Source organism: Banduia mediterranea, assembly GCF_031846245.1.
Taxonomy (GTDB): Bacteria; Pseudomonadota; Gammaproteobacteria; order Nevskiales; family Nevskiaceae; genus Banduia; species Banduia mediterranea.
In genome coordinates this window covers 36,713-58,973 of record NZ_JAVRIC010000014.1, presented here as the reverse complement: position 1 = coordinate 58,973, position 22,261 = coordinate 36,713, and the positions used below count along the sequence as shown (strand labels likewise).

The 22,261-nt window shown below is 65.2% G+C and carries 21 protein-coding genes and 1 pseudogene; 16 read left to right on the top strand and 6 right to left on the bottom strand.

Annotated features, from left to right (window positions below):
- Positions 1-80: 80 nt before the first annotated feature.
- The gene (gene folE, locus RM530_RS10845; protein ID WP_349256223.1) at positions 81-632 is read right to left on the bottom strand and encodes a GTP cyclohydrolase I FolE; all 552 of its coding nucleotides are present in this window, start codon (positions 630-632) and stop codon (positions 81-83) included.
- 134 nt (positions 633-766) lie between these two features.
- Between folE and RM530_RS10840 the strand changes: the two genes are divergently transcribed.
- The 3 genes from RM530_RS10840 to RM530_RS10830 are packed head-to-tail and all read left to right on the top strand — an operon-like array spanning position 767 to position 3,243.
- Entirely contained in the window at positions 767-1,564 is a 798-nt protein-coding gene (locus tag RM530_RS10840) for a ParB/RepB/Spo0J family partition protein (protein ID WP_311365245.1), read from the top strand.
- Positions 1,565-1,622: 58 nt separating this feature from the next.
- Entirely contained in the window at positions 1,623-2,501 is an 879-nt protein-coding gene (locus RM530_RS10835) for a BrxR family transcriptional regulator (RefSeq protein WP_311365244.1), read from the top strand.
- Positions 2,491-3,243, top strand: coding sequence for a M48 family metallopeptidase (locus tag RM530_RS10830; protein ID WP_311365243.1), 753 nt, complete (start codon positions 2,491-2,493; stop codon positions 3,241-3,243). Before RM530_RS10835 ends, RM530_RS10830 begins: the two co-directional genes overlap by 11 nt.
- Before the next feature lie 95 nt (positions 3,244-3,338).
- Here RM530_RS10830 and mnmG read toward each other — a convergent pair whose 3' ends face one another.
- On the bottom strand, positions 3,339-5,270 hold the full coding sequence (gene mnmG, locus RM530_RS10825) for a tRNA uridine-5-carboxymethylaminomethyl(34) synthesis enzyme MnmG (protein ID WP_311365242.1): 1,932 nt from the start codon (positions 5,268-5,270) through the stop codon (positions 3,339-3,341).
- A 209-nt stretch (positions 5,271-5,479) separates the two neighbouring features.
- Between mnmG and RM530_RS10820 the strand changes: the two genes are divergently transcribed.
- The 9 genes from RM530_RS10820 to RM530_RS10780 all read left to right on the top strand — a co-directional run bounded on the left by RM530_RS10820 (position 5,480) and on the right by RM530_RS10780 (position 14,470).
- Complete coding sequence (locus RM530_RS10820; protein WP_311365241.1) at positions 5,480-5,638, top strand: hypothetical protein; 159 nt, start codon at positions 5,480-5,482, stop codon at positions 5,636-5,638.
- Between the two features lie 264 nt (positions 5,639-5,902).
- A complete protein-coding gene (locus RM530_RS10815; RefSeq protein WP_311365240.1) occupies positions 5,903-7,261 on the top strand; it encodes a Na(+)-translocating NADH-quinone reductase subunit A in 1,359 nt (452 codons plus the stop codon).
- Positions 7,261-8,475: an NADH:ubiquinone reductase (Na(+)-transporting) subunit B gene (locus tag RM530_RS10810; protein ID WP_311365239.1), complete on the top strand. Its 1,215-nt coding sequence runs from the start codon at positions 7,261-7,263 to the stop codon at positions 8,473-8,475. Before RM530_RS10815 ends, RM530_RS10810 begins: the two co-directional genes overlap by 1 nt.
- 7 nt (positions 8,476-8,482) lie before the next feature.
- Positions 8,483-9,250, top strand: a complete 768-nt coding sequence (locus RM530_RS10805; RefSeq protein WP_311365238.1) for a Na(+)-translocating NADH-quinone reductase subunit C — start codon at positions 8,483-8,485, stop codon at positions 9,248-9,250.
- 15 nt (positions 9,251-9,265) lie between these two features.
- Positions 9,266-9,928: an NADH:ubiquinone reductase (Na(+)-transporting) subunit D gene (locus RM530_RS10800; RefSeq protein WP_311365237.1), complete on the top strand. Its 663-nt coding sequence runs from the start codon at positions 9,266-9,268 to the stop codon at positions 9,926-9,928.
- Between the two features lie 3 nt (positions 9,929-9,931).
- On the top strand, positions 9,932-10,537 hold the full coding sequence (gene nqrE, locus RM530_RS10795) for an NADH:ubiquinone reductase (Na(+)-transporting) subunit E (RefSeq protein WP_311365236.1): 606 nt from the start codon (positions 9,932-9,934) through the stop codon (positions 10,535-10,537).
- Positions 10,538-10,567: 30 nt separating this feature from the next.
- Positions 10,568-11,788: an NADH:ubiquinone reductase (Na(+)-transporting) subunit F gene (gene nqrF, locus RM530_RS10790; RefSeq protein ID WP_311365235.1), complete on the top strand. Its 1,221-nt coding sequence runs from the start codon at positions 10,568-10,570 to the stop codon at positions 11,786-11,788.
- 115 nt (positions 11,789-11,903) lie between these two features.
- The gene (locus RM530_RS10785; RefSeq protein WP_311365234.1) at positions 11,904-13,298 is read left to right on the top strand and encodes an ABC1 kinase family protein; all 1,395 of its coding nucleotides are present in this window, start codon (positions 11,904-11,906) and stop codon (positions 13,296-13,298) included.
- Positions 13,299-13,570: 272 nt separating this feature from the next.
- Positions 13,571-14,470 (top strand): prenyltransferase, encoded by a 900-nt coding sequence (locus tag RM530_RS10780; RefSeq protein ID WP_311365233.1) that lies wholly within the window; start codon positions 13,571-13,573, stop codon positions 14,468-14,470.
- A 107-nt stretch (positions 14,471-14,577) separates the two neighbouring features.
- Here RM530_RS10780 and RM530_RS10775 read toward each other — a convergent pair whose 3' ends face one another.
- Genes RM530_RS10775 through RM530_RS10765 form a run of 3 tightly spaced genes read right to left on the bottom strand, consistent with a single transcriptional unit; the run spans position 14,578 to position 16,091 of the window.
- On the bottom strand, positions 14,578-14,847 hold the full coding sequence (locus tag RM530_RS10775; RefSeq protein WP_311365232.1) for a hypothetical protein: 270 nt from the start codon (positions 14,845-14,847) through the stop codon (positions 14,578-14,580).
- A 13-nt stretch (positions 14,848-14,860) separates the two neighbouring features.
- On the bottom strand, positions 14,861-15,460 hold the full coding sequence (locus RM530_RS10770; RefSeq protein ID WP_311365231.1) for a NapC/NirT family cytochrome c: 600 nt from the start codon (positions 15,458-15,460) through the stop codon (positions 14,861-14,863).
- Between the two features lie 28 nt (positions 15,461-15,488).
- Complete coding sequence (locus RM530_RS10765) at positions 15,489-16,091, bottom strand: c-type cytochrome (protein WP_311365230.1); 603 nt, start codon at positions 16,089-16,091, stop codon at positions 15,489-15,491.
- Between RM530_RS10765 and RM530_RS10760 the strand changes: the two genes are divergently transcribed.
- Genes RM530_RS10760 through RM530_RS10745 form a run of 4 tightly spaced genes read left to right on the top strand, consistent with a single transcriptional unit; the run spans position 16,084 to position 21,668 of the window.
- Positions 16,084-16,332, top strand: a complete 249-nt coding sequence (locus RM530_RS10760; protein WP_311365229.1) for a hypothetical protein — start codon at positions 16,084-16,086, stop codon at positions 16,330-16,332. The genes RM530_RS10765 and RM530_RS10760 overlap by 8 nt on opposite strands.
- Complete coding sequence (locus tag RM530_RS10755; RefSeq protein WP_311365228.1) at positions 16,319-18,577, top strand: OmcA/MtrC family decaheme c-type cytochrome; 2,259 nt, start codon at positions 16,319-16,321, stop codon at positions 18,575-18,577. The genes RM530_RS10760 and RM530_RS10755 overlap by 14 nt, the downstream gene beginning before the upstream one ends.
- Positions 18,574-19,557, top strand: coding sequence for a DmsE family decaheme c-type cytochrome (locus tag RM530_RS10750; RefSeq protein ID WP_311365227.1), 984 nt, complete (start codon positions 18,574-18,576; stop codon positions 19,555-19,557). The genes RM530_RS10755 and RM530_RS10750 overlap by 4 nt, the downstream gene beginning before the upstream one ends.
- A gap of 11 nt (positions 19,558-19,568) precedes the next feature.
- A complete protein-coding gene (locus RM530_RS10745) occupies positions 19,569-21,668 on the top strand; it encodes an MtrB/PioB family decaheme-associated outer membrane protein (RefSeq protein WP_311365226.1) in 2,100 nt (699 codons plus the stop codon).
- Positions 21,669-21,979: 311 nt separating this feature from the next.
- Here RM530_RS10745 and RM530_RS18990 read toward each other — a convergent pair.
- Positions 21,980-22,198 (bottom strand): annotated as a pseudogene (locus RM530_RS18990) (phage integrase N-terminal SAM-like domain-containing protein); the annotation flags it as partial.
- Positions 22,199-22,261 lie beyond the last annotated feature (63 nt).

The window sequence follows — 22,261 nt, the reverse complement described above, 5'->3', positions numbered from 1 at the left end:
ACGCTGGTCACTTTTCGATGAACGGCCCGTTTCAGGGGCAATGCCGCCCATTTGTTTGGCGCGGGGCCAGCCGCTGCCCGCTACGAACGGATCAGGGTCAGAAATTCGCTGCGCGTCCGAGGATCGTCACGAAACCGTCCGTTCATCCATGAGGTGGTCATGGATGAATTCTGCTTTTCGACACCTCGCATCATTGCGCACAAATGTTTCGCATCGATGACCACGGCAACACCCACGGCGCCGGTGACCTGCTGGATCGTCTCGCCGATTTCCTGGGTGAGGTTTTCCTGAATCTGCAGGCGCCGCGCGTACATGTCGACGATGCGTGGAATCTTCGACAGGCCGATGACGCGGCCGTCCGGAATATACGCCACGTGCGCCCGTCCGATGAACGGCAGCATGTGGTGCTCGCACATCGAATACAGCTCCACATCGCGTACGATCACCATTTCGCTGTTCGCCGATGCGAAAATGGCGCCGTTGACGATCTCCTCCACGCTTTGCTGGTAGCCCTGCGTCAGGAACTGCATGGCCTTGGCCGCGCGTTGTGGGGTCCGCAGCAGGCCTTCGCGATCGGCGTCCTCGCCGATCTCATCTATGATGCCCCGGTAATGCTGGGTGACGGCGCTGATATCCACGGATTGATTTCTCGGTTGGCACGAGTTCTCGGCCGCAAATTATGGCACAGGCGCTGATTTGCCCGGCCCACGCCGTCAAACGCGAAATGCTGCACCTTGTCATTCCCTTCTGGTCCTACCGCGCAACGATGTCCGCAGCCTCCGAATCGATACGCCAGATTCCGGTCGACCTGATCCGTTCCGGCTCGACGCAGGCGCGGCGCCGTTTCGATTCCGACCGGTTACGCGAACTGGCCGAATCGATCCGTGAATCGGGATTGATACAGCCAGTGGTCGTGCGCAGCATCGATGGCGGTTTCGAGCTGCTGGCCGGCGAGCGCCGTTGGCGCGCTGCGCAGCTGGTCGGCGTGCACGAGATTCCAGCGATTGTTCGCGATGATCTGGCCGACGACGAAGCCCAGGTTCTCGGCTTGATCGAGAACCTGCAGCGCGAATCGCTGACCCCGATCGAAACGGCGCAGGGGCTGCGCCAATTGGCGCAGCGCACCGGCATGACCCACGAGCAGCTCGCCGTTCGCGTCGGCAAGTCACGCGTCTACATCACCAATTTCCTGCGCCTGTTGAATCTGGTGCCGGCCGTGCAGACGATGGTGGACGAAGGCAGCCTGAGTTCGGGGCACGCCAAGGTGCTGGCCTCGGTTGCCCCGGAGACGCAACTGCAATGGGCGCGCGACGCCGTTCGCCGCAAGCTCAATGTGCGCGCCCTGGAGCGGCAGCTCAGCTCGGATCGTCGCGCCCCCGCGACATCGCCCGCCAAGGACGGGGACTGGCGCCGCCTGGAACGCGCCGTGGCCGAGCATCTCGGCTATCCGGTCAGTATCGAGGCCGCCGACGATGGCCGTGGCGAGTTGCGGGTCCGCTTCCACAGTCTCGAAGAGCTCGACGGCGTGCTTCAGCGTATCGGCTATGACGCATCGAATGGCTGAGGCATGCGCGGCTCCGTCGCGCCGGTATAGTGGGCCGGTCCGCCCTGTTTGATCGCCTATGCCACCGCCTGCCAATCGTCTGAACTGGGATGAGCGCCACCGCGCGATGTTGCTCGAAGCGCTGTTGATCTGGAACGGCGCCGTCAGCGCCGAGGATCTCGGCGATTGCCTCGACTGCGGCATTGATCGGGCCGAACAGGACCTTGCCCGCTATCGGGCACTGCATCCGGGATGCCTGATCGGCGACACCGGAACCTACCGCGCCAGCGACCAGTTCGAACCCAGCTACCTGCGCGGTACGGTGCAGGAATTCCTGCAGGTTCTGCGCAACGTCGGCGACGTCGCGGCAACGCCCTTGTCCGTGGTCGCGGCGCAGGTGGCGCCGATCGAGCTGCTGCAACTGCCGGAACGTGCCTTTGATGTCCGGATTCTGCAGCGCATGAGTACCGCGATCCGAAACCGGCGCTGGCTCGTGGTCGAGTATCAGTCGATGAGTTATCCCGAGCCGCGCCGCCTGCGCATCGCGCCGCACGCCCTGGCACACGCCGGCCGCTGGCATGCCCGTGCATGGTCGGAGACACATCAGGCCTATCGAGACTTCCTGCTCTCGCGCATCAGCGGCATTCCGCAGCTCGGCAACGAGGTGCCGGACCGGACCGACGATTGGGAATGGAGCAATCTCGTCAGTGTGCGGATCGGCCCGCATGCCGGGCTCAGTCCGGCTCAGCAGCGCGTGGTCGAGCAGGACTACGGAATGCGCCACGGCATGCTGGAGGCCACGCTGCGTCTGGCGCTGGTGCCGTACTACCTGAGGATGATGGGCGTCGGCCGGGACGACCATCTGCAACCCGCTGCCGAGCAGCAGATCATGCTGCTCAACGGTAGCGAGCTGGCGAGCTACGATCGCCTGTCCGGCGGGGGTGGGCATGGCGACTGAGCCCGGTGCATGGCTGCTGCAGGAGGACTGGGACGTGGACGAACGGATCAGCGCGCGTGCGCGCCAGATCCGCATCGAACTGCGCGCGCCACGCGAGGTCCGGCTGGTGATCCCCCGTCACGCGCCGCGCCGCGAGGCCTACGCATTTCTCCAGAGTCGCCGCGAGTGGATTGCGCGCAAACTCGCCGAGCTGAGCAGCGTCGTGCCCGAGGCCGGCGCTGCGCCGATGCGCTGGGACGGCCAGGACGAACTGCCGCTGCTCGGCCGCCCGCGTCGCGTCGAGGTCCATCCGGCGCGCCTGAAGCGGCCGCAGATGCGGATCGCCGATGACTGCATCGCGCTGTACGTGCCCGGCGCCTGGAAGACGCAGGGCGACAAGCTGCGTGCCTTTCTGATTCACGCGCTGCGCGAGCGCGCGCGAGACGCCGCGCGCGACATGCTGGACGAGGAATCGACGCGTCTCGGCCTGCCGTATTCTGGCCTGCGTATTGCGGATCAGAAGACCTTGTGGGGCAGCTGCACCTGGGACGGACGGATCAGTCTCAACTGGCGCCTGCTGATGGCGCCGGGCGAGACGTTTCGCTACGTGGTGATCCATGAGCTGTGCCACCTGCGCTGGCGAGCACACGGGCCGCGTTTCTGGGGGCTGGTCGCCCGTCAGATGCCCGAATACGAGCAGCACCGACAGTGGTTGCGTGAGCACGGCGGGCAGTTGCAGGCCGCGCTGGGGCGCAGCCCGTGAGGCGTGAGGGGGAAGGCGTCAGGCGTAACAGCGAAAAAAGCCGCAGAGGCCCGTAGCCCGTTCCGCCTCACGCCTTGCGCGGAAACCGGCAGCTGTCAAGATGCTCGGCGAGTGGCGCTTGTCTCGCGTGCCTTCAGGTGTACTCGCAGCAGCGACACTGCGGCCGGCGTGATGCCCGAGATCCGTGCCGCCTGAGCCAGTGTCTCGGGGCGGTGGCTCTTGAGTTTCTGCCGCACTTCGTTGGACAGGCCGCCGACGCCGTCGTAGTCGAAATCCAGCGGCAGTACCGTCGATTCCTGGCGGCGGCCGCGTTCGATCTCCAGCCGGCTGCGCTCGATGTAGCCGGCGTACTTGGCCTGAATCTCCACCTGTTCGGCCACGGCCGCGTCGATTTCCCGGGGCGCGAGATTCAAGGCCTGCAAGTGGGCGTAACGCACCTGCGGCCGGCGCAGCAGATCAAGGGCCTTGGCACCCGTGGATTCGCGTGCCTCACCGAACACGGCCACATGCTCGGTCTGGGCGAGTTGCGCCGGTTTGAGCCACAGCGCTGCCAGACGCGTGTTCTCCTTGTCGATCGCCTCGCGCTTTTGTTCGAAACGCATCCAGCGCATGCTGTCGACAAGCCCGAGTTCGCGCGCCAGCGGCGTCAGCCGCAGGTCGGCGTTGTCCTCACGCAGATGCAGGCGGTGTTCGGCACGCGAGGTGAACATGCGGTAGGGTTCGGTGGTGCCGAGCGTGATCAGGTCGTCCACCAGCACGCCGATGTAGGCCTGATCGCGCAGCGGTGTCCAGGGTTCCTCGCCGGCCGCGCCACGCGCCGCATTGATGCCGGCGAGCAGACCTTGCGCCGCCGCTTCCTCGTAGCCGGTGGTGCCGTTGATCTGGCCGGCGAAATACAGGCCGGACACGGTCTTGGTTTCCAGCGTGCGCCTGAGGTCGCGTGGGTCGAAATAGTCGTATTCGATCGCGTAGCCGGGCCGCGTGATCCGCGCCTGCTCCAGGCCCGCGATCGAGCGCACGAAGCGTTCCTGGATGTCGAATGGCAGGCTGGTGGAGATACCGTTCGGATAAATCTCGCGGGTATAGAGCCCTTCCGGCTCCAGGAAGATCTGATGCGCCGTGCGTTCGGCGAAGCGCGCGACCTTGTCTTCCACGCTCGGGCAGTAGCGCGGGCCCACACCTTCGATCAGGCCGGTGAACATCGGCGAGCGTTCGAAGCCCTCGCGAATGATCGCGTGCGTGGTTTCGTTGGTGTGGGTGATGTGGCAGGACACCTGGCGCGGGTGCAGTTCGCGCGTACCGAGCAGCGAAAACACCGGCGTCGGTTCGTCGCCGGGCTGGGCCGTGAGCCGTGAAAAGTCGATGGAGCGACCATCCAGACGCGGCGGCGTGCCGGTCTTGAGGCGCCCCACGCGCGGCATCAGTTCACGCAGGCGCTCCGCCAGCGGCAGCGACGGCGCATCGCCGGCACGGCCGCCGGGCTGGTGGTTGAGGCCCACATGGATGCGGCCGCCGAGGAATGTACCCACGGTCAGCACCACCGCTTCGGCATCGAAGCGCAGCCCGCTGCGGGTGATGACAGCGCGCACGCGGGCACCTTCGATCACCAGATCGGCGGCTTCCTGCTGGAACAGTTCGAGGTTCGGCTGCGCTTCGAGCATTTCCCGAATGGCAAGACGGTACAGCGCGCGGTCGCACTGCGCCCGGGTGGCACGCACGGCCGGACCCTTGGAGGCGTTGAGCATGCGGAACTGGATGCCGGCGCGATCCGCCGCCAGCGCGATGGCGCCGCCCATGGCGTCGATTTCCTTGACCAGGTGCCCCTTGCCGATGCCGCCGATCGCGGGGTTGCAGGACATTTGACCCACTGTCTCGATGTTCTGCGTCAACAACAAGGTACGCGCGCCGGCGCGGGCCGCCGCCAGCGCGGCTTCGGTTCCGGCGTGGCCTCCGCCGATGACGATCACGCCGAAACGCTTTTCTTGGCCGGGCTTGTCGAAGTGTGGGGCGGGCTTGTCTAGGTCCATGTCAATGAAGCTCTTTCCGGGTTCAGCGCTGGCCGAGGATTCTACGGCCTCTGTCAAGCCGGCACAGGGGCTGGGTCGGCGGAATTTCGCGGGACTTTCCAGTGTTGATCCCCAAGTATTCGGATCGACTTTAAGAAGTCGGTATTGCGTATTGTTTTTAAAGGCTTTAAATTCATGGAAGATGATCAGAACAACCGGGGCTGCCTGAAATGAATCCAACGACGCTAGAGTTCGACCTTCGATCCCGCCTGGGCCAGCACGCCCAGCCGCTGCCGGCCCATCGCTCGGGCGCAGAGCCGGCACGGCCGTCCGGTACCGAAATGCAGCGCCTGTTCGCGCGCCTGCAGCGTCAGGGTCAGCCGCGCTGATTCAAGGGGATTCAGGGTGGCTGGCGCGCACTGCTGCCGTCAGCCCATGTCGACGCCTGATCGCGATAGGCGAACAGACGCAGAGCACGCCGCGGCTTGAGGCCTTGCTGCCACTGGCAAGGTTGGTGCCTAGGCAGCTATATTGCGCACGTCGAGCTTGGGTAAAGGTCCGGTTGCTAGATTTGATCGGGGCCAGCCCGTAAACTTCGGCGGCGGTATCCCTCGCGACCCCATCGTTCCCTCTTTCCCGGGCAGCCTAAAACCGTGGATGTCACGCGTATCAAGATCAAGAAAGGTCTGGACGTGCCCTTGGCCGGCGCGCCCCAGCAAATCATCGAAGCCGCGGTACCGGTCAGCTGTGTTGCGCTGATCGGCGCCGACTACATCGACATGAAACCGTCGATGCTGGTCGAGCAGGGCGACCGGGTAAAGCTCGGTCAGCCGCTGTTCGAGGACAAGCGCAACCCGGGCGTGCTGTTCACCGCGCCTGCCGCTGGCATCGTTTCCGCGATCAATCGCGGCGCGCGTCGCGTGCTGCAGTCCGTGGTGATCGAGGTCGACGGCGATGAGGCGATCGATTTCGGAAGCCACGCGGTGTCGGCGCTGCCGCAACTTGCGCGGGAGACCGTGCGCGACCAGCTGGTCCAGTCCGGCCTGTGGACGGCGCTGCGCACGCGGCCCTACAACAAGACGCCAGCGATCGACGCAGTGCCGGCCGCGATTTTCGTCAGTGCGCTTGATACCAATCCTCTGGCCGCCGACCCGGCCGTGGTCCTGGCCGAACGCGCCGAGGACTTCAAGAACGGACTTGCGGTGCTGTCGCGCCTGACCGAAGGCGAACTGTTCGTGTGCAAGGCGCCAGGCAGCTCGATTCCGCTACCGGAGCTGCCGTCGCTGCGCGTCGCCGAATTCGAAGGGCCGCACCCGGCCGGTCTGGTCGGCACGCACATGCATTTCCTCAAGCCGGTCGGCGCCACGCGCAGCAACTGGCATATCGGCCCGCAGGACGTGGTCGCGATCGGCCAGCTGTTTACGACGGGCCGGCTTTCGGTGGAACGCGTGATCTCTCTGGCGGGGCCGGTGGTGCGCAAACCGCGCCTGCTGCGCACGCGCGTCGGTGCGTCGGTCGACCAGTTGCTCAAGGGTGAACTGGAAGACATCGATGCGCGCGCGATCTCGGGTTCGGTGCTCGGCGGACGCCGAGCTGCGGGATGGGCCGCCTACCTCGGCCGCTTCGATGTGCAGGTTTCGGTGATCGTCGAAAACCGCGATCGCGAGCTGTTCGGCTGGCTCAACCCGGCCGGCGACAAGTATTCCGTGACCAATGTGTTTTTCTCGGCGCTGTCGAAGGCGAGCCGCCGGTTCTCGTTCTCGACCTCCACCAATGGCAGCCCGCGTGCGATGGTGCCGATCGGCAGCTATGAGCGCGTGGTGCCGCTGGACATTCTGCCGACGCAGCTGCTGCGTGCACTGTTGGTGCGGGATACCGACATGGCGCAAAGCCTCGGTGCGCTGGAGTTGGCTGAAGAGGATTTGTCGCTGTGCACCTATGTGTGCGTCGGCAAGTACGACTACGCGCCGATGCTGCGCGCGAATCTCGACCAGATCGAGAAGGAAGGATAATGGCTACCGGTTTACGGGGGGTTCTGGATCGGCTGCATCCGCTGTTCGCCAAGGGCGGCAAGCTGGAGAAGTACTACGCCGTCTACGAGATGGTGGATACCTTCTTCTACAGCCCGCCGGACGTGACACGCGGGGCGCCACATGTGCGCGATGGCATCGACCTCAAGCGCACGATGATCTATGTGTGGCTGGCGACGTTCCCGGCGATCGCCGTCGGCTGCTGGAACGTGGGCTATCAGGCCAATCTCGGCATGCAGGCGCTGGATATCGCGCAGCTCGACGACTGGCGCCAGGTGTTCCTGCACTACGTCGGCTACAGCCCGGACAACTGGTTCGCCTGCTTCGTGCATGGCTTCACTTATTGGGCGCCGATCTATTTCGTCACCTTCCTGGTCGGCGGACTGTGGGAAGTGTTGTTCGCCGGCGTGCGCAATCACGAGATCAACGAGGGCTTCTTCGTCACCTCGATCCTGTTCTCTCTGATCCTGCCGCCCACCGTGCCCTTGTGGCAGGTCGCGCTCGGTGTGAGCTTCGGCGTGGTGATCGGCAAGGAGATCTTCGGCGGTACCGGCAAGAACTTCCTGAACCCGGCCCTGGTCGGACGCGCCTTTCTGTACTTTGCCTATCCAGCGCAGCACTCAGGCGATGCGGTATGGACGGCCGTGGACGGTTTCACCGGCGCGACCCCGCTGGCCTTGGCCGCGCAGGGCGGCGTCGATGCGGTGCAGGCCGGCGGGTTCACCTGGATGCAAACCTTCCTCGGCAACATCCCGGGTTCGGTCGGCGAGGTCTCCACGGCGGCGATCCTGCTCGGTGGCGCCTTCCTGGTGTACACCCGTATTGCCAGCTACCGCATCATCCTAGGCATGTTCATTGGCATGCTTGTTTCGGTGTACGTGTTCCAGTGGTTGGGGCCGGCGGACAATCCGTACTTCCAGGTGCCGTGGTACTGGCATCTGACGCTCGGCAGCTTTGCCTTCGGCGCGGTGTTCATGGCCACCGATCCGGTCAGCGCCGCGCATACCAATGCCGGGCGCTGGATATTTGGCGGACTCTGCGGTTTCATGACCGTGCTGGTGCGCGTCGTCAACCCGGCCTTCCCGGAAGGCGTGATGCTGGCGATTCTGTTCAGCAACATTTTTGCGCCGCTGATCGACTACTGTGTGATCAAGGCGAACATCCGCCGTCGCAAGTCGCGGCTGGCGGCGGTCTGAGGGCGACATGAAAAAGGACAGCAAGAGCTACACCGTTCTCGTCGCGTTCATCCTGTGCCTGGTGTGCTCGGTGTTCGTGTCGGCTGCGGCCGTCATTCTCAAGCCGGTTCAGACGGTCAATCGTGTCGCCGACCGCCAGACCAACATCCTCAAGGTTCTGGGCCTGTGGCAACCGGGCATCGACGTGGCCGCGGTGTTCGACGACAAGGTCGAATCGCGCATCATCGAGATCGAAAGCGGCGACTACGTCGAAGGCATCGATCCGGCGACCTTCGACATGTACAAGGAGCAGAAGGACGCAAGCAGCAATTTCACGCTGTCCTCGGCCGAGGACATTGCCGGTATCGGTGCCGTGCCCAAGCACGCCATCGTCTATCTGCAACGTGACGAGGCCGGCACGCTCAAGACCATCGTGCTGCCGGTACAGGGCTACGGCCTGTGGTCGACCATGTACGGTTATCTGGCGCTGGAGGCCGACGGCAACACGGTGCGCGGCATCACCTTCTACCAGCAGGCGGAGACGCCTGGCCTCGGTGGCGAGGTCGAGAATCCGAACTGGACGGCACTCTGGCCCGGCAAGAAGGTCTACAAGGACGACGAGGTCGAACTGCATCTGGTGAAGGGCGGCGTCAACCCCAACGCAGCGGATGCCGAGTACCAGGTCGACGCGCTGGCCGGTGCCACGCTGACCTCGCGCGGTGTCACCAATTTGATCCACTTCTGGCTGTCGGATCGCGGATTCAAGCCGTATCTTGACCGCGTCGCGAAGAGCTGAGGGAGCTAGCAAGCAATGGCGAGCGAAACCACAACCCTGGTCACCGAACCGGTCTTCGACAACAACCCGATCATCCTGCAGGTGCTGGGCATCTGTTCGGCGCTGGCGGTGACCTCGAAGATGGAAACGGCCTTCATCATGTCGCTGTCGCTGACCGCGGTGACGGCCTGTTCCAGCCTGTTCATCAGCATGGTGCGCAATGTGATTCCGGGCTCGATCCGCATCATCGTGCAGATGACGATCATCGCCTCGCTGGTGATCGTGGTCGATCAGCTGCTGCGCGCCTACGCCTATGACGTGTCCAAGCAGCTCTCGGTATTCGTCGGCCTGATCATCACCAACTGCATCGTGCTCGGCCGCGCCGAAGCCTTTGCGATGAAGAACAAACCGGTGGCCTCGTTCATGGACGGCGTCGGCAACGGCCTGGGCTACAGCTTCATCCTCATGAGCGTCGCCGTGGTCCGCGAACTGTTCGGCAGCGGCAAGCTGTTCGGCGTCGAGATTCTTCCGCTGGTGACCGATGGTGGCTGGTACGTTCCGAACGGCCTGTTGCTGTTGCCGCCGTCCGCGTTCTTCATCATCGGCATGCTGATCTGGGGCGTGCGCACCTGGAAGCCGACGCAGGTCGAGAAGCCCGACTACCAGATTCACATCGTCCACCGCACCGAATCGGTTTAAGTCATGGAACTGGTCAACCTCGCGATCCGCTCGGTTTTCGTCGAAAACCTCGCGCTGTCGTTCTTCCTGGGCATGTGCACCTTCCTGGCGATCTCCAAGAAGATCGAGACCGCCTTCGGGCTCGGTGTCGCCGTGGTCGCCGTGCAGACCCTGACGGTGCCGGCCAACAACCTCGTCTACCAGTACTTTCTCAAGGACGGCGCGCTGGCCTGGGCCGGCATGCCGGACGTGGATCTGTCGTTCCTGGGTCTGATCTCGTACATCGGCATCATCGCCGCGATCGTGCAGGTCCTGGAAATGTTCCTCGACAAGTACGTGCCGGCGCTCTACAACGCGCTCGGCATCTTCCTGCCGCTGATCACCGTGAACTGCGCGATCCTCGGCGGCACGCTGTTCATGGTCGAGCGCGACTACGATCTGGCCGAGGCCACGGTCTACGGCTTCTCGTCCGGCCTGTCCTGGGCGCTGGCGATCGTGGTGCTGGCCGGCGTGCGCGAAAAGCTCAAGTATTCGGACGTGCCCGACGGCCTGCAGGGTCTCGGCGTGACCTTCGTCACCGCCGGCCTGATGGCACTCGGGTTCATGGCGTTCTCGGGCATCCAGCTCTAGTCGGCGCCCCCCTCAACCACGGTTAGCACGATGACAGAAATCATTCTCGGCGTCGGATTCTTCGTCACCATCATCCTGGTGCTGGTCGCGATCATCCTGTTCGCCAAGTCGATGCTGGTGCCCGAAGGCAATGTCAGCATCGAGATCAACGGCGAAAAGTGCATCTCGGTACCTACCGGCGGCATGCTGCTGCAGACCCTGGCCGCCAACGGCCTGTTCGTGCCCTCGGCCTGCGGCGGCGGCGGTTCCTGCGCGCAGTGCCGCGTCAAGATTCCCGAAGGCGGCGGTTCGATCGGCCCCACCGAACTCAATCACATCACCAAGCGCGAAGCCCGCGAAGGCGAGCGCCTGTCCTGCCAAGTGAAAGTCAAGCAGGACATGAAGGTCGACGTGCCGGAAGAGGTGTTCGGCGTCAAGAAATGGGAGTGCACCGTACGCTCCAACGACAATGTCGCCACCTTCATCAAGGAACTGGTGCTGGAACTGCCAGTGGGACAGCAGGTCCACTTCCGCGCCGGTGGTTACATCCAGATCGAGTGCCCACCGCATACGGTCGAATACAAGAACTTCCAGGTCGACGATCGCTTCCGCGAGGACTGGGACAAGTTCAATCTGTGGCGCTACGTCTCCAAGGTGGACGAGCCGGTGATGCGCGCCTATTCGATGGCGAACTATCCCGACGAACTGGGCATCATCATGCTCAACGTGCGCATCGCCAGTCCGCCGCCGCGTCAGCCGGACGTGCCGCCAGGTGCGATGTCGAGCTACATCTTCGGCCTCAAGCCGGGCGACAAGGTCACCATTTCGGGGCCGTTCGGCGAATTCTTTGCGCGCGACACCGACAAGGAAATGGTCTTCGTCGGCGGCGGCGCCGGCATGGCGCCGATGCGCAGCCATATCCTCGACCAGTTGCTGCGCATCAAGACCCAGCGCAAGATAAGCTTCTGGTACGGCGCGCGCTCCCGCCGCGAGATGTTCTACGTCGAGGATTTCGACGGGCTCGCCGCCGACAACGACAACTTCGAATGGCATGTGGCCCTGTCCGACGCGACGCCGGAGGACAACTGGACCGGCTATACCGGCTTCATCCACAACGTGCTCTACGAGAACTATCTCAAGGACCACAAGGCACCGGAAGACTGTGAGTACTACATGTGCGGCCCGCCGATGATGAACGCCGCCGTGATCAAGATGCTCACCGATCTCGGCGTGGAGCGCGACGACATCATGCTCGACGATTTCGGCGGCTGATCGGGAATGCGTCGGTGAGCACCGGAAAAAAAGGCCGCGTTCGACGCGGCCTTTTTTCGATCGTTCATCGACGACCTGCAGCGGTTCTTCGATCGCTGCAAAGGCAGTATCACGCATGAACAGCGCCGTGGACCCGCAGCAGGACGAGGCATTCATCGGGCTCAAGGTCACCCCGCTGCAGCGCAATGCCGCGCTCGCACGCATGGGGGCGGGCATGGGCGCGCGCTTCGTCGCACACAGCGCGCGCAATCTGTTTCGTGACGCGGATGGCCGCAGCGCGGCGAATCAGACCTTCTACCGCGAGCAGGCGCAGCAGCTGGTCGAACAGCTCGGCCAGCTCAAGGGCAGCGTGATGAAGGCCGGCCAGCTGCTCGCGCTCTATGGCGCCTATTTCCTGCCCGAGGACGCCGTGGGCATACTCGGGCAGCTTCAGGACCTGTCGCAGCCGGTGCCGTGGCGCACGCTCGAACCGATCGTGCGGCGTGGCCTCGGCACCGCGCAAATGGCGCAGCTCGACATCGACGAAACCGCGATCGGTGCCGCTTCGCTCGGGCAGGTACACCGCGCCCGCCGCAAATCCGACGGTCTGGAGCTTTGCCTCAAGGTACAGTATCCGGGTGTCGCCGACGCGATCGACAGCGATATCCGCACCTTGTCGCGCCTGCTGATTCTGAGCCGGATCACGCCCAGGGGCCTGGACCTGCGGCCGATGTTCGACGAGCTCAGGCAGATGCTGCGCCAGGAGGTCGACTACCGCCGCGAGCGGCGCTACACGCAGCTCTACGCTGAGCGTCTGCAGGGCGATGCGCGTTTCGCCGTACCGCGGATGCTGCCCGAATACTGCGGACTTCGCGTACTGACGATGACGTACGAGAGCGGGCGTCCGGTGAGCGATCCACAAATTCGGGCGCTGTCACAGGCACGCCGCAACCGCTACGCCGATGCACTGCTGGACCTGTTCCTGACCGAGCTGTTCGGCTGGGGCATGGTGCAGAGCGACCCGAACTTCGGCAACTATCTGTTCCGCCCGGGGACCCCCGAAGGCGACGCCCTCCTGCTGCTCGATTTCGGCGCGGTGCGTCGTTTCAGGCCGGCGTTCGTCGAAGCCTACGCGGAGATCGTGCGCGGCGCGTTGCTGCACGAGCGCCCGCGCATCATCCGTGGCGCGGCGGCGATCGGCATCCTGCGCGAGGATTTTCCGCAGTCCGTGCTCGACGGCTTTTCGCGCATGTGCGAGGCACTGGTCGAACCGTTTGCCGAGCCGCCCAGGGGCGGTCCGCAGGCGCATCTCTGGAACGCGCGCGGCGAATACCGATGGGGACGTTCGGACCTGCCGGAACGTGCCGCGCTCGCCACCGCGGCGAGCACGGTGACGGTGCACTTCCGCCTGCCGCCGCGCGAGATCGTGTTCCTGCACCGGCGGTTGACCGGCATGTTCATGATGCTGGCGGCGCTCGACGCCGAACTGGACGGCAGAGAGCGCCTGTGCCGCGCGCTGAAGCTGCCCTGAGCGGCGGTCGCCGCTGTTCACGGTCGGGACACGGCGACGCTGGAGAGCCTGCGATGCTGTGGCTCAACACGCTGGTGACGAGCCTGTCGGTCCGTCTCGCGCTGGCTTGGCCCTGCCGCGTGGATTCACCTGCATAGCCAGCAGGCGCCGCTTGCGGCATCGTTGCCGCTGACGACGGTCGACAGCTCGACCGTGGGCCTGCTGGCGCCCGGTACGCTGGCTTGGTTGGGGGACGCCCGCTTTCACTGGACCCTGACGGGGAATGTTGACGGATGGAACGCACAATCATCGGCCCGGTGTTTCATGCCGCCCGGCCCAATTTCCTGAGCCTGACGCCGCTGTGCGTGTTGCTCGGCATCGCGGCGGCGCTGCATTCGGCCGGCCGTGTCGATATCGGCGAGAGCCTGCTGGTGCTGCTCGCGGCCCTGCTCGGACACATCAGCGTCAACCTGCTCAACGAATATCACGATTTCCGGTCGGGACTAGACCACCTGACGGTGCGAACCCCGTTTTCGGGTGGCAGCGGCTCGTTGCCGGCGCACCCCGAGGCTGCCGCCGCGGCCGGCGCGGCCGGTGCCGTGGCCCTGGCCGGCAGCGTCGCGATCGGCCTTTATTTCATCGCTGAAAAGGGCTGGGCATTGTTACCGCTGGGTCTGGTCGGGGCGCTCGTCGTGGTCGCGTATACGCCGCTGATCACGCGCCAGCCGCTGCTGTGCCTGCTGGCACCGGGTCTCGGATTCGGCCCGGTGATGGTCGGCGGCAGCGCCTTCGTATTGAGCGGCCATTACAGCTGGGTCGGTGCGGTGGCGGCATTGCCGCCGCTGCTGCTGGTCAGCGAGCTGTTGCTGATCAACCAGTTTCCCGACGTCGAAGCCGATCGCCAGGTCGGGCGGCGTCACCTGCCGATCGTGCTGGGCCGGCGTCGCGCCGCCGTGCTGTTCGGCGCGCTGCTGATCGCGACCTATCTCACGATCATTGGCGGCGTTCTGGCCTCGATACTGCCGCTGCCCGCTTTGCTGGCGCTGCTGACGCTGCCCGCGGGCCTGCTGCTGGCGGTGCGCGTACACACCCATGCCGACGACACGAAGCGCCTGCTGCGCTATCTCGGAATCAACGTCGCGACGATCCACCTCACGCTACTGCTGCTCGCGGTCGGCCTGCTGCTCGGCTGATGCCGTGTCGCAAGGTCCGCCGTTCAGGCGGTGTTCGAGATGTATCCGCTGGGCTTTCTGACGATCGCGAGCTATCCGCACGCGTGCGGCCTGCAGGTGTGGCATCGTCAACCTCGCTTGGAGTTCTTCACCGTGCCGCCGGCCTGGCTCCTGCCGAAGGTCGCGACGCGACAGCCTGAAATCCGGCGCTGCTCGGCGAGATTTCGCGTTTCTCGATCTCCACGGTCTGCGACAAACGCGGGCTGTTCTGGCGGCGCCATGTCGTCAATTTCCGTTTCGGTGAGGGGCTGCGCATCATCTGGCGGTATGGCAGGGATCGGCTGCATCAGAGCCGGCCGGTGCACTGAATCAGTCACGCCTTCGGGCAGGCTCGCCAAACCGGGTCGCGGCTCAGACGCCTTCGGGCAGTACGTGGGCAACGCCCTTGTGGCAATCGATGCAGGTCTTGCCGCTCTTGGCCATGTATTCGGCCGAATGCCGTTTGGCGGCGATACGGTCCTGTTTGCTCAGGTCCATTGCGGCCTGATTGTGACAACTGCGACATTCCGCCGAGTCGTTCGCCTTTAATTCCGCCCAGATCTTCTGCGCGAGCTGGGCCCGCAGGGCCTCGTACTTTTCGGGCGTGTTGAGCTTGCCGGTCAAGTGTCCCCAGACCTCGGTGCTCGCGCGGACGTGTCGCATCAGGCCGCCGAAGAGGGTCGGCGGGACGTGGCAGTCGGCGCAGCCGGCCTGAATGCCGTAGGCGTTGGAATGGTGAATGCTCTGCTGAAGCTCGGCGAGCGGTTGCTTCATCTCATGGCAGGAGGTGCAGAACGCATCGGTTTCGGTGTATTTCAGCCCGCCGACGAATCCGCCGGCGACGCCGATTCCAAGTACGAAGGTGAGCAGGCCGCCGAGCGGAATTCCGAACAGGAACCAGCGTCGCGGCCGTTTCCACAGGCGCGCGCCGATTCCGCGATGCTGCGTGTCTTCTCCCTGTTCCGGGTTCACAGTCGTTTCCCCTGGGACGTCGCCGATCTTATTCGGTGGTTTCGCTGGCGTAGAACTCGACCAGGGCCTTGATGTCGTCGTCGGACAGGGCCGAAGTCTGCGGCTTCATCTTCTCCGGCTCGACGCGCTTGCCGCTGCGGTATTCGACGAGCATCGACTGCAGATAGGGCTTCCACTGTCCGGCGAGCAGGCCGGCGTCGTCGTCGGCGAAGCTGCCACCGTCGGAATGGCAGATCTCGCAACGCCGCTCGTGCAGCGCCTTGCCCTTGGCGGCCAGCGCCGCGTCGGCGGTCTGGTCCGCCGCGACGAAGTCCTGGCTGGAGAAATAGGCGTCGATCTCGGCGATCTGATCGGCCGTCAGCGCCTTGGCGATGTCGCACATGTCGGCCGTCTGGCCGTCATCGCCCTTGACCTTTTCACAGGGGCGATCGCCTTTCTGATACGCCTGCATCTGTCCTTCGAGATAGAACTCCGAGAGGCCGGCGATCGTCGGGATGTCGGAACGCTGGCTGACGCCACCTTCGCCGTGGCAGGCGGCGCAGCCGGCCGCCGAATCCGGCGCCGCGGCGGCGGCGGTACCGCCGAGCGCGAACGACAGCACGAGCAGTGTCGCGAAAGATTTGATGCGCATTCTTGTCTCCGGACCTGAGCGGGCGAACCGCTTCTGGGTGATTGGCCGCATCGGCGTCTACGTGATCGCAGACTACGGCAAGCGGGCATCCGCGAAATTGATCGTGGTCAATATCGCTGCGATCGACGCGTGCTGTAATCGAAAGAACCAGCAAGCAGATGCGGGGGCGGGATCGGACGTGCCGTCAACGGATTCCTGCCGCCGCTGCCAGTCAAGGGGTCGGGAGCATGTATCTTCATAGCCGTCGGCGTGGCAACGCGTGCTTGTTCGTGTTTTCGCTGCTGTTGTTCGGGGCCTTGGCCGGATGTGATGGCGACGACGGCGAGCAAGGGCCCGCAGGCGAGCCCGGCACGCCCGGCACGACGATTCCGGTCAGCAACGGGCAAAGCGATTTGACGCTGACGATCACCGGCGCGAGCCTCGGCGACAGCTCGACGGTCGACTTCACGCTCATCGACGAATCCGGCCTGCCCTACGTCGGCCTGCCCGCGAGTACGCTCGAAGTCATGCTGGCGAGGCTCCTGCCGGGCACCGATGGCGACGCCGACAGCTGGCAGAGCTACATCAACCAGACTGAAGAGCCGAGCGGCAGCGGAGCAGGCACCGAGGAAACGATCATCGCCGCCCGCGACTCGGGCGGCAGTCTCGAAGACCACAACGACGGCAGCTATTCCTATACCTTCGGCGCCGACGTCACGCACGTCACCGAGCCGCGCGCGGTCGAGTACGATGCGACGCTGACGCACCGCGTCGCCATCGCCGTGCGCTCGGGGACGCTGCCAACGGTCAACAACGCCGTCTACACCTGGCAGCCGTCCACCGGCAGCACCGAGCCGGAGGACGGTCGCGACATGGTTGCGCAGGCCAGTTGCAATGCCTGCCATGGTGATCTGTCCGCGCACGGCGGCGCGCGGCGCGACGTCAAGCTGTGCGTGACCTGCCACAACCCCGGCAGCGTCGAGGCGAGCAGCGGGCAGTCGATCGACTTCATGGTGATGATCCACAGGATCCACGCCGGCGCCGAACTGCCGAGCGTCGTCGCCGGCACGCCGTATCTGATCTACGGCTACGGCAACAGCGTGCACGACTACTCCGAGGTCGAATTCCCGAAGGACTTGCGCAACTGCACCGGCTGCCACAATCCGGACGACAGCAGCACACCGCAGGCCGCCCATTTCATCAACAAGCCGACGCTGCAGGCCTGCGGAAGCTGCCATGACGACGTCGATTTCGCGGCCGGCGCGGCCGGCGGTCATCCCGGCGGCGTCGTCACCGACAACACCCAGTGCACGGTCTGCCACGCCGAGAACCGAGTCGCCGGCAGCGTGCCGGAATCGCACCAGATTCCCGGCAAGCTGTGGGCGGCCCGCTTCCAGTACAACATTCTCAGTATCGACGACACCGGGCAGGGCCAGTACCCGAGCGTGAGCTTCTCGGTGACCAACCCCGAGGACGGCAACGCGCCCTACGACATCCTCGCCGACGCGCCGTTCACGGCCGGCGGCAATTCCTCGCTGAGCATCGACATCGCCTGGAGCACCGCCGATTACGGCAATGTCGGCAGCGGCGACTATCCGGGTGGGCCGGTCGCGATCTCCGCGTTGAGTGCGGCCACGTCCAACGGCGACGGCACCTTTACCGTGACGTCATCGGTGCCGGTGCCGTACGACGTGACCGGCTCGGGCACGGTCGCGATCGAAGGCCATCCGGCCGGCGACTACGACGGTGACGGGATCTATTCCGACCGCATTCCGGTGACCGGGGTGACCGAGAATTTCGCGATCACCGACACGGTACCCGCGGCGCGCCGCAGCGTCGTCAGCCTCGACAAATGCCAGGCCTGCCACGGCGTCAACGATGGCCTGTCGTTCCACGGCAACAACCGCACCGACAACGTGCAGCTCTGCACGATGTGCCATACGCCGAACGCGACCGATCTGGCGGTGCGTCCGGACGATCCCGACGCAAGCGCCAACGGCGTCAACACCGCGGCCGTCGATGGTCTCGAACAGCGTCCGATCGACTTCAAGCTCATGATTCACGCGATTCACGGCGCTTCGGTGCGCAGCAGCAACTTCGTGGTCTACGGCTACCGCAGCTCGGTCAACGACTTCTCCGGCATCGGCTATCCCGGCGTGGTCGCCAACTGCACGCAATGCCACGAATCGTCGAGCTATGCGCTGCCGCTGCAGAGCACGGTGCTCGGCACGACGATCGACACGCATGCGACCAGGCTGGCCGGCGACTTCTCGCCGCCGGGCGCGGTCGAGGACCTTGCGTCCTATGGACGCATCTCGCCGGCCAGCGCGGTGTGCTCGTCCTGCCATGACGATCAGGCGGCCGTCACGCACATGCAGCAGAACGGCGGCGGCTTCGGCATCACCGCGGCCGAGATCGGCAGCAGCGCGGCGACGACCGAAAGCTGCGCGGTTTGCCACGGCTCGGGCTCGATTGCCGACGTCGCGGTCGTGCACGGTCTGCCATGACGCCACGCGCGGCGAAGCCGGGCCGGCGGAGCGGGCGTGCGCTGGCCTGTCTCGTGCTGGCGCTGGCTGCGGTCGGCGCCGCCGTGCCGTCAGCGGCTGCGGTGACGTCGGCATCCGATGAATCCGCCGAAGCGGCGCCCTCGTTCTCGCCGCGCGGCGCGGACACCTGCATCAAGTGTCATGACGATGCGCACGTGAAAAGCATCTTCGACTCGCCGCACGGCCGCCGCGCCGATTCGCGCACGCCGTTCGCGCAGGCGCAGTGCGAAAGTTGCCACGGTCCCGGCGGCGAGCATGCCAGACGCCTGCATCCCGGCGATCCGCGGCCGCCGATTCCGCTGTTCGGCAAGCACTCCGCGGCCAGCGTCGCCGAGGAAAACGGTGCCTGCCTGGCCTGTCACCAGGGCGGCCATCGCGTCGATTGGCAGGGCAGCGTGCACGAGCGCGAGGACGTGGCCTGCGCGAGCTGCCACACCGTGCACGCCGACCACGATCCGGTCATGAGTGCGCACGAGCAGCCGCAGGTCTGCGAGAAGTGCCACCGCGAGGTGCGCGCCGACTTCGAGAAATTCTCGGCGCATCCGGTGCGCGAAGGGGTGATGCAGTGCACCTCCTGTCACGCCGCGCACGACTCGATGTTCGCGGCGATGCTGCACAAGCCGACCGTCAACCAGACCTGCTACACCTGCCACGCCGATCTGCGCGGCCCGTTCCTGTGGGAGCACCCGCCGGTGGCCGAGGACTGCGCCAACTGCCATGTGCCGCACGGTTCGCCGCGGCCGGCGTTGCTGACACGCCGTCCGCCGCAGTTGTGCCAGCAATGCCACTCCGCGGAGGACCATCCGGGTCTGCCGTTTACGGGGCGCGGGCTCGCTGGCGGCTCCAGCCCTTCGGCTTTCGTGCTTGGCGGAAGCTGTACCAACTGCCATTCCCACGTGCACGGCTCCAATGCGCCGTCCGGCGCGGACCTGAGCCGCTGACGGGTGCCGCGATGAGCCCGCATCCGCTTCGATCGATCGCCATCCCGCTCGGATTGCTGCTCGGCTTCGGCAGCGGCGAGGCCGTCGCGGCCGAGGACGGACCCGACACCTCGCATTGGGATTGCCGCTTCTGCCAGTTCGATTATGGCTGGCGCGGATTCGCCGACCTGGGGTTCGAGTACGCCGACGCGGCAAGCTACCGCCTTGGCGAATACACCGGCCTGCGTGACGACGGCGCCTACCTGCTGGCCGGCGGCGAGGCCTCGTACCGCAACGAGCACGGCGCCTGGTTCGACGCCGTCGCCGACGAACTGGGCCTGTTGTCGCGGCGGATCGACGCCCGCGGCGGCCGCCAGGGACTCTACGAATTGCACGGCAGCTGGCAGCAGATTCCGCAGTTCCGTTACGGCAACGCGGTCACGCCGTTTGTCCGCGATGGCGAGCGGCTGAACCTGCCGGAGGACTGGGTCGCTGCCGGCGCGACCGACCAGATGAGCGCGCTCGATGCCTCGCTGCATTCCCTGAGCCTCGATACCCGGCGCAGCCGCTTCGCGCTCGGCGGCAGCTTCACGCCGCGCGCCTCGGCCTGGAACTTCGCCTTCGACCTGCGCGAGGACCGCGTTGCCGGCGCCTCGATGCTGGCCGGCAGCGTGCTGACGGCGGCGTCCCAGCTGCCGCTGCCGGTCGACCAGCTCACGCATCAGCTCGACGCCTCGGTCGCGCGGCGCGGTGACAACTGGCAGCTCGCGCTCGGCTTCTACGGATCGTACTTCGAGCAGGATGTCGACGCACTCGAATGGAGCAATCCGTACACCGCTTACAGCGGCGCGACCGAAGGCCGCGCCAGCACCGCGCCCGACAACAGCTTCAACCAGCTTTCGCTGAGCGGCGCCTGGCAGTTGCTGCCGTCGACGCGGCTCACGGCCAATCTGTCCTACGGACGCGGGCGCCAGGACCAGGATTACATCGAGCCGACGATCAACGACACGCTCGGCGTCGCCGCGCTGCCACAGTCCAGCCTCGATGGCCGCGTCGACACCGTCAATCACCTGCTCCGTCTCAGCGCGCGGCCGGCACGCGGACTGTCGCTGACGGCGCAGTACACGCTCGACCAGCGCAAGAACCACACGGACATGGCCGAGTACCAACAGGTGCCGAGCGACGCCTACGTCGGCGAATACCGCGTCAACCTGCCTTACAGCTACAAGCGCCAGGCGGCCGAGGTCGAGGCGCGCTACCGCCTGCGCCCGGACCTGCAGTTCCTGCTCGGTGGCGAGAAGCAGCGCTACGACCGCAGCTACCAGGAGGTCGCGCGCACGCAGACCACCAAGGCCTGGGCCGGGCTGCGCACGAGCCTGCTCCAGCGCATCGATCTCGACCTGCGCTATACCCACTCGTCGCGCTCGGTGTCGTCCTGGCATGAGCTTGATGTCGACGGCCGCCCGCTCGAAAACCCGCTGCTGCGCCGCTTCAACCTCGCCGCGCGCACGCGCAACGCGGTGTCGGTGTCGGGCTCGTTCTCACCGCATCGCGGCGTCATGCTGGCGGCCGATTTCCAGTGGCGCGAAGACCGTTACGACGACACGCAGATCGGCCTGACGCGTGCCGAGGACAGGATCGGCACGATCGACGCAGGCTGGACGCCGGTCGCCGATGTCAGTCTCCACGCCTATACCAGCCTCGAGCGCATCGAGTCGCAACAGGCCGGCAGCCGCCGCTACTCGACGCCGGACTGGTACGGCAGCAGCGACGACACAATCCGCACGATCGGTTTCGACGGCCAGTGGAAGCAGGCGATCAACAAGGCCGACCTCGGTCTCAACTACAGCGACTCCCGCGCCAGCGAATCGGTCGGGATCGACGCCGGTGCGTCGGCCGCCGGTTTTCCCGACAACGACACCCGCTTCCGCAGCCTGCGGTTCTATGCGCGTTATCCCGTCAATGCGCGGATGACGACGATGCTCAGCTACGCCTGGCAGTCGCTGCGCTACAGCGACTGGTCGCTCGACGGGCTCGAGCCCGACACCGTGTCGAACCTGCTGGCGACCGCGACCGGCACGCCGACCGATCACGAGCGTTTGCTGATTCTGTCGCTGCGCTATGCGTTCTGATCGGGTTTCGATCTCAAAACCGCGGCGGGTCCATTGTTTCGCCGGCAATGATTGCCGCGGTGGCGATGGCGGTGTTACGTCGCCGGATTCCGTCTGTCGAGAGCCGATCTCATGTGCATGCGTCTTGCGTTGCCTGCCTTGATTGACCGATGCGCGTCGTCACAGACTCCACGCTCGCATAGCTCTTGAAAACTCCAAGCAAGGCCACCGGATCGGTCGCGCGTGCCGAAAATTGGGTCCATGCTGAATCGAGTGGAATCGGCCTGTAATCTTCGTGTTGCCTGATTGAGGCGTTCATGAAGAGTGGGGAGCACACGGCTCAGAAACGCCTCCACCACCCCCGCACCCATGTCCGCCGGGTGCCGCTTGCCGTGAAACACGATGAAGCGTTTAATCCAGTGGACATAGGTTTCCTCCGTTCGCAGGCTGTAGTGCTTGGCGCGCATACGGTGGCGGACCTGCTCCAAGAGCTTGGGAGGCCTTGAATCCAATGCGGTTATGCTTTGAACAGACGTATTTTCTGATGACATACCCGTTCTCATCAGTTACTTACAAAAATTCTGGGTCCATGACGTTTCAGGTGGAACAATCGT

Excerpts from the sequence above, each read along its gene's own strand:
- RM530_RS10840 (WP_311365245.1), top strand. The coding sequence starts at position 767 with ATGTCCGCAGCCTCCGAATCGATACGCCAGATTCCGGTCGACCTGATC.
- RM530_RS10835 (WP_311365244.1), top strand. The coding sequence starts at position 1,623 with ATGCCACCGCCTGCCAATCGTCTGAACTGGGATGAGCGCCACCGCGCG.
- RM530_RS10830 (WP_311365243.1), top strand. The coding sequence starts at position 2,491 with ATGGCGACTGAGCCCGGTGCATGGCTGCTGCAGGAGGACTGGGACGTG.
- mnmG (WP_311365242.1), bottom strand. The coding sequence starts at position 5,270 with ATGGACCTAGACAAGCCCGCCCCACACTTCGACAAGCCCGGCCAAGAA.
- RM530_RS10820 (WP_311365241.1), top strand. The coding sequence starts at position 5,480 with ATGAATCCAACGACGCTAGAGTTCGACCTTCGATCCCGCCTGGGCCAG.
- RM530_RS10810 (WP_311365239.1), top strand. The coding sequence starts at position 7,261 with ATGGCTACCGGTTTACGGGGGGTTCTGGATCGGCTGCATCCGCTGTTC.
- RM530_RS10805 (WP_311365238.1), top strand. The coding sequence starts at position 8,483 with ATGAAAAAGGACAGCAAGAGCTACACCGTTCTCGTCGCGTTCATCCTG.
- RM530_RS10800 (WP_311365237.1), top strand. The coding sequence starts at position 9,266 with ATGGCGAGCGAAACCACAACCCTGGTCACCGAACCGGTCTTCGACAAC.
- nqrE (WP_311365236.1), top strand. The coding sequence starts at position 9,932 with ATGGAACTGGTCAACCTCGCGATCCGCTCGGTTTTCGTCGAAAACCTC.
- nqrF (WP_311365235.1), top strand. The coding sequence starts at position 10,568 with ATGACAGAAATCATTCTCGGCGTCGGATTCTTCGTCACCATCATCCTG.
- RM530_RS10785 (WP_311365234.1), top strand. The coding sequence starts at position 11,904 with ATGAACAGCGCCGTGGACCCGCAGCAGGACGAGGCATTCATCGGGCTC.
- RM530_RS10780 (WP_311365233.1), top strand. The coding sequence starts at position 13,571 with ATGGAACGCACAATCATCGGCCCGGTGTTTCATGCCGCCCGGCCCAAT.
- RM530_RS10760 (WP_311365229.1), top strand. The coding sequence starts at position 16,084 with ATGCGCATTCTTGTCTCCGGACCTGAGCGGGCGAACCGCTTCTGGGTG.
- RM530_RS10765 (WP_311365230.1), bottom strand. The coding sequence starts at position 16,091 with ATGCGCATCAAATCTTTCGCGACACTGCTCGTGCTGTCGTTCGCGCTC.
- RM530_RS10755 (WP_311365228.1), top strand. The coding sequence starts at position 16,319 with ATGTATCTTCATAGCCGTCGGCGTGGCAACGCGTGCTTGTTCGTGTTT.
- RM530_RS10750 (WP_311365227.1), top strand. The coding sequence starts at position 18,574 with ATGACGCCACGCGCGGCGAAGCCGGGCCGGCGGAGCGGGCGTGCGCTG.
- RM530_RS10745 (WP_311365226.1), top strand. The coding sequence starts at position 19,569 with ATGAGCCCGCATCCGCTTCGATCGATCGCCATCCCGCTCGGATTGCTG.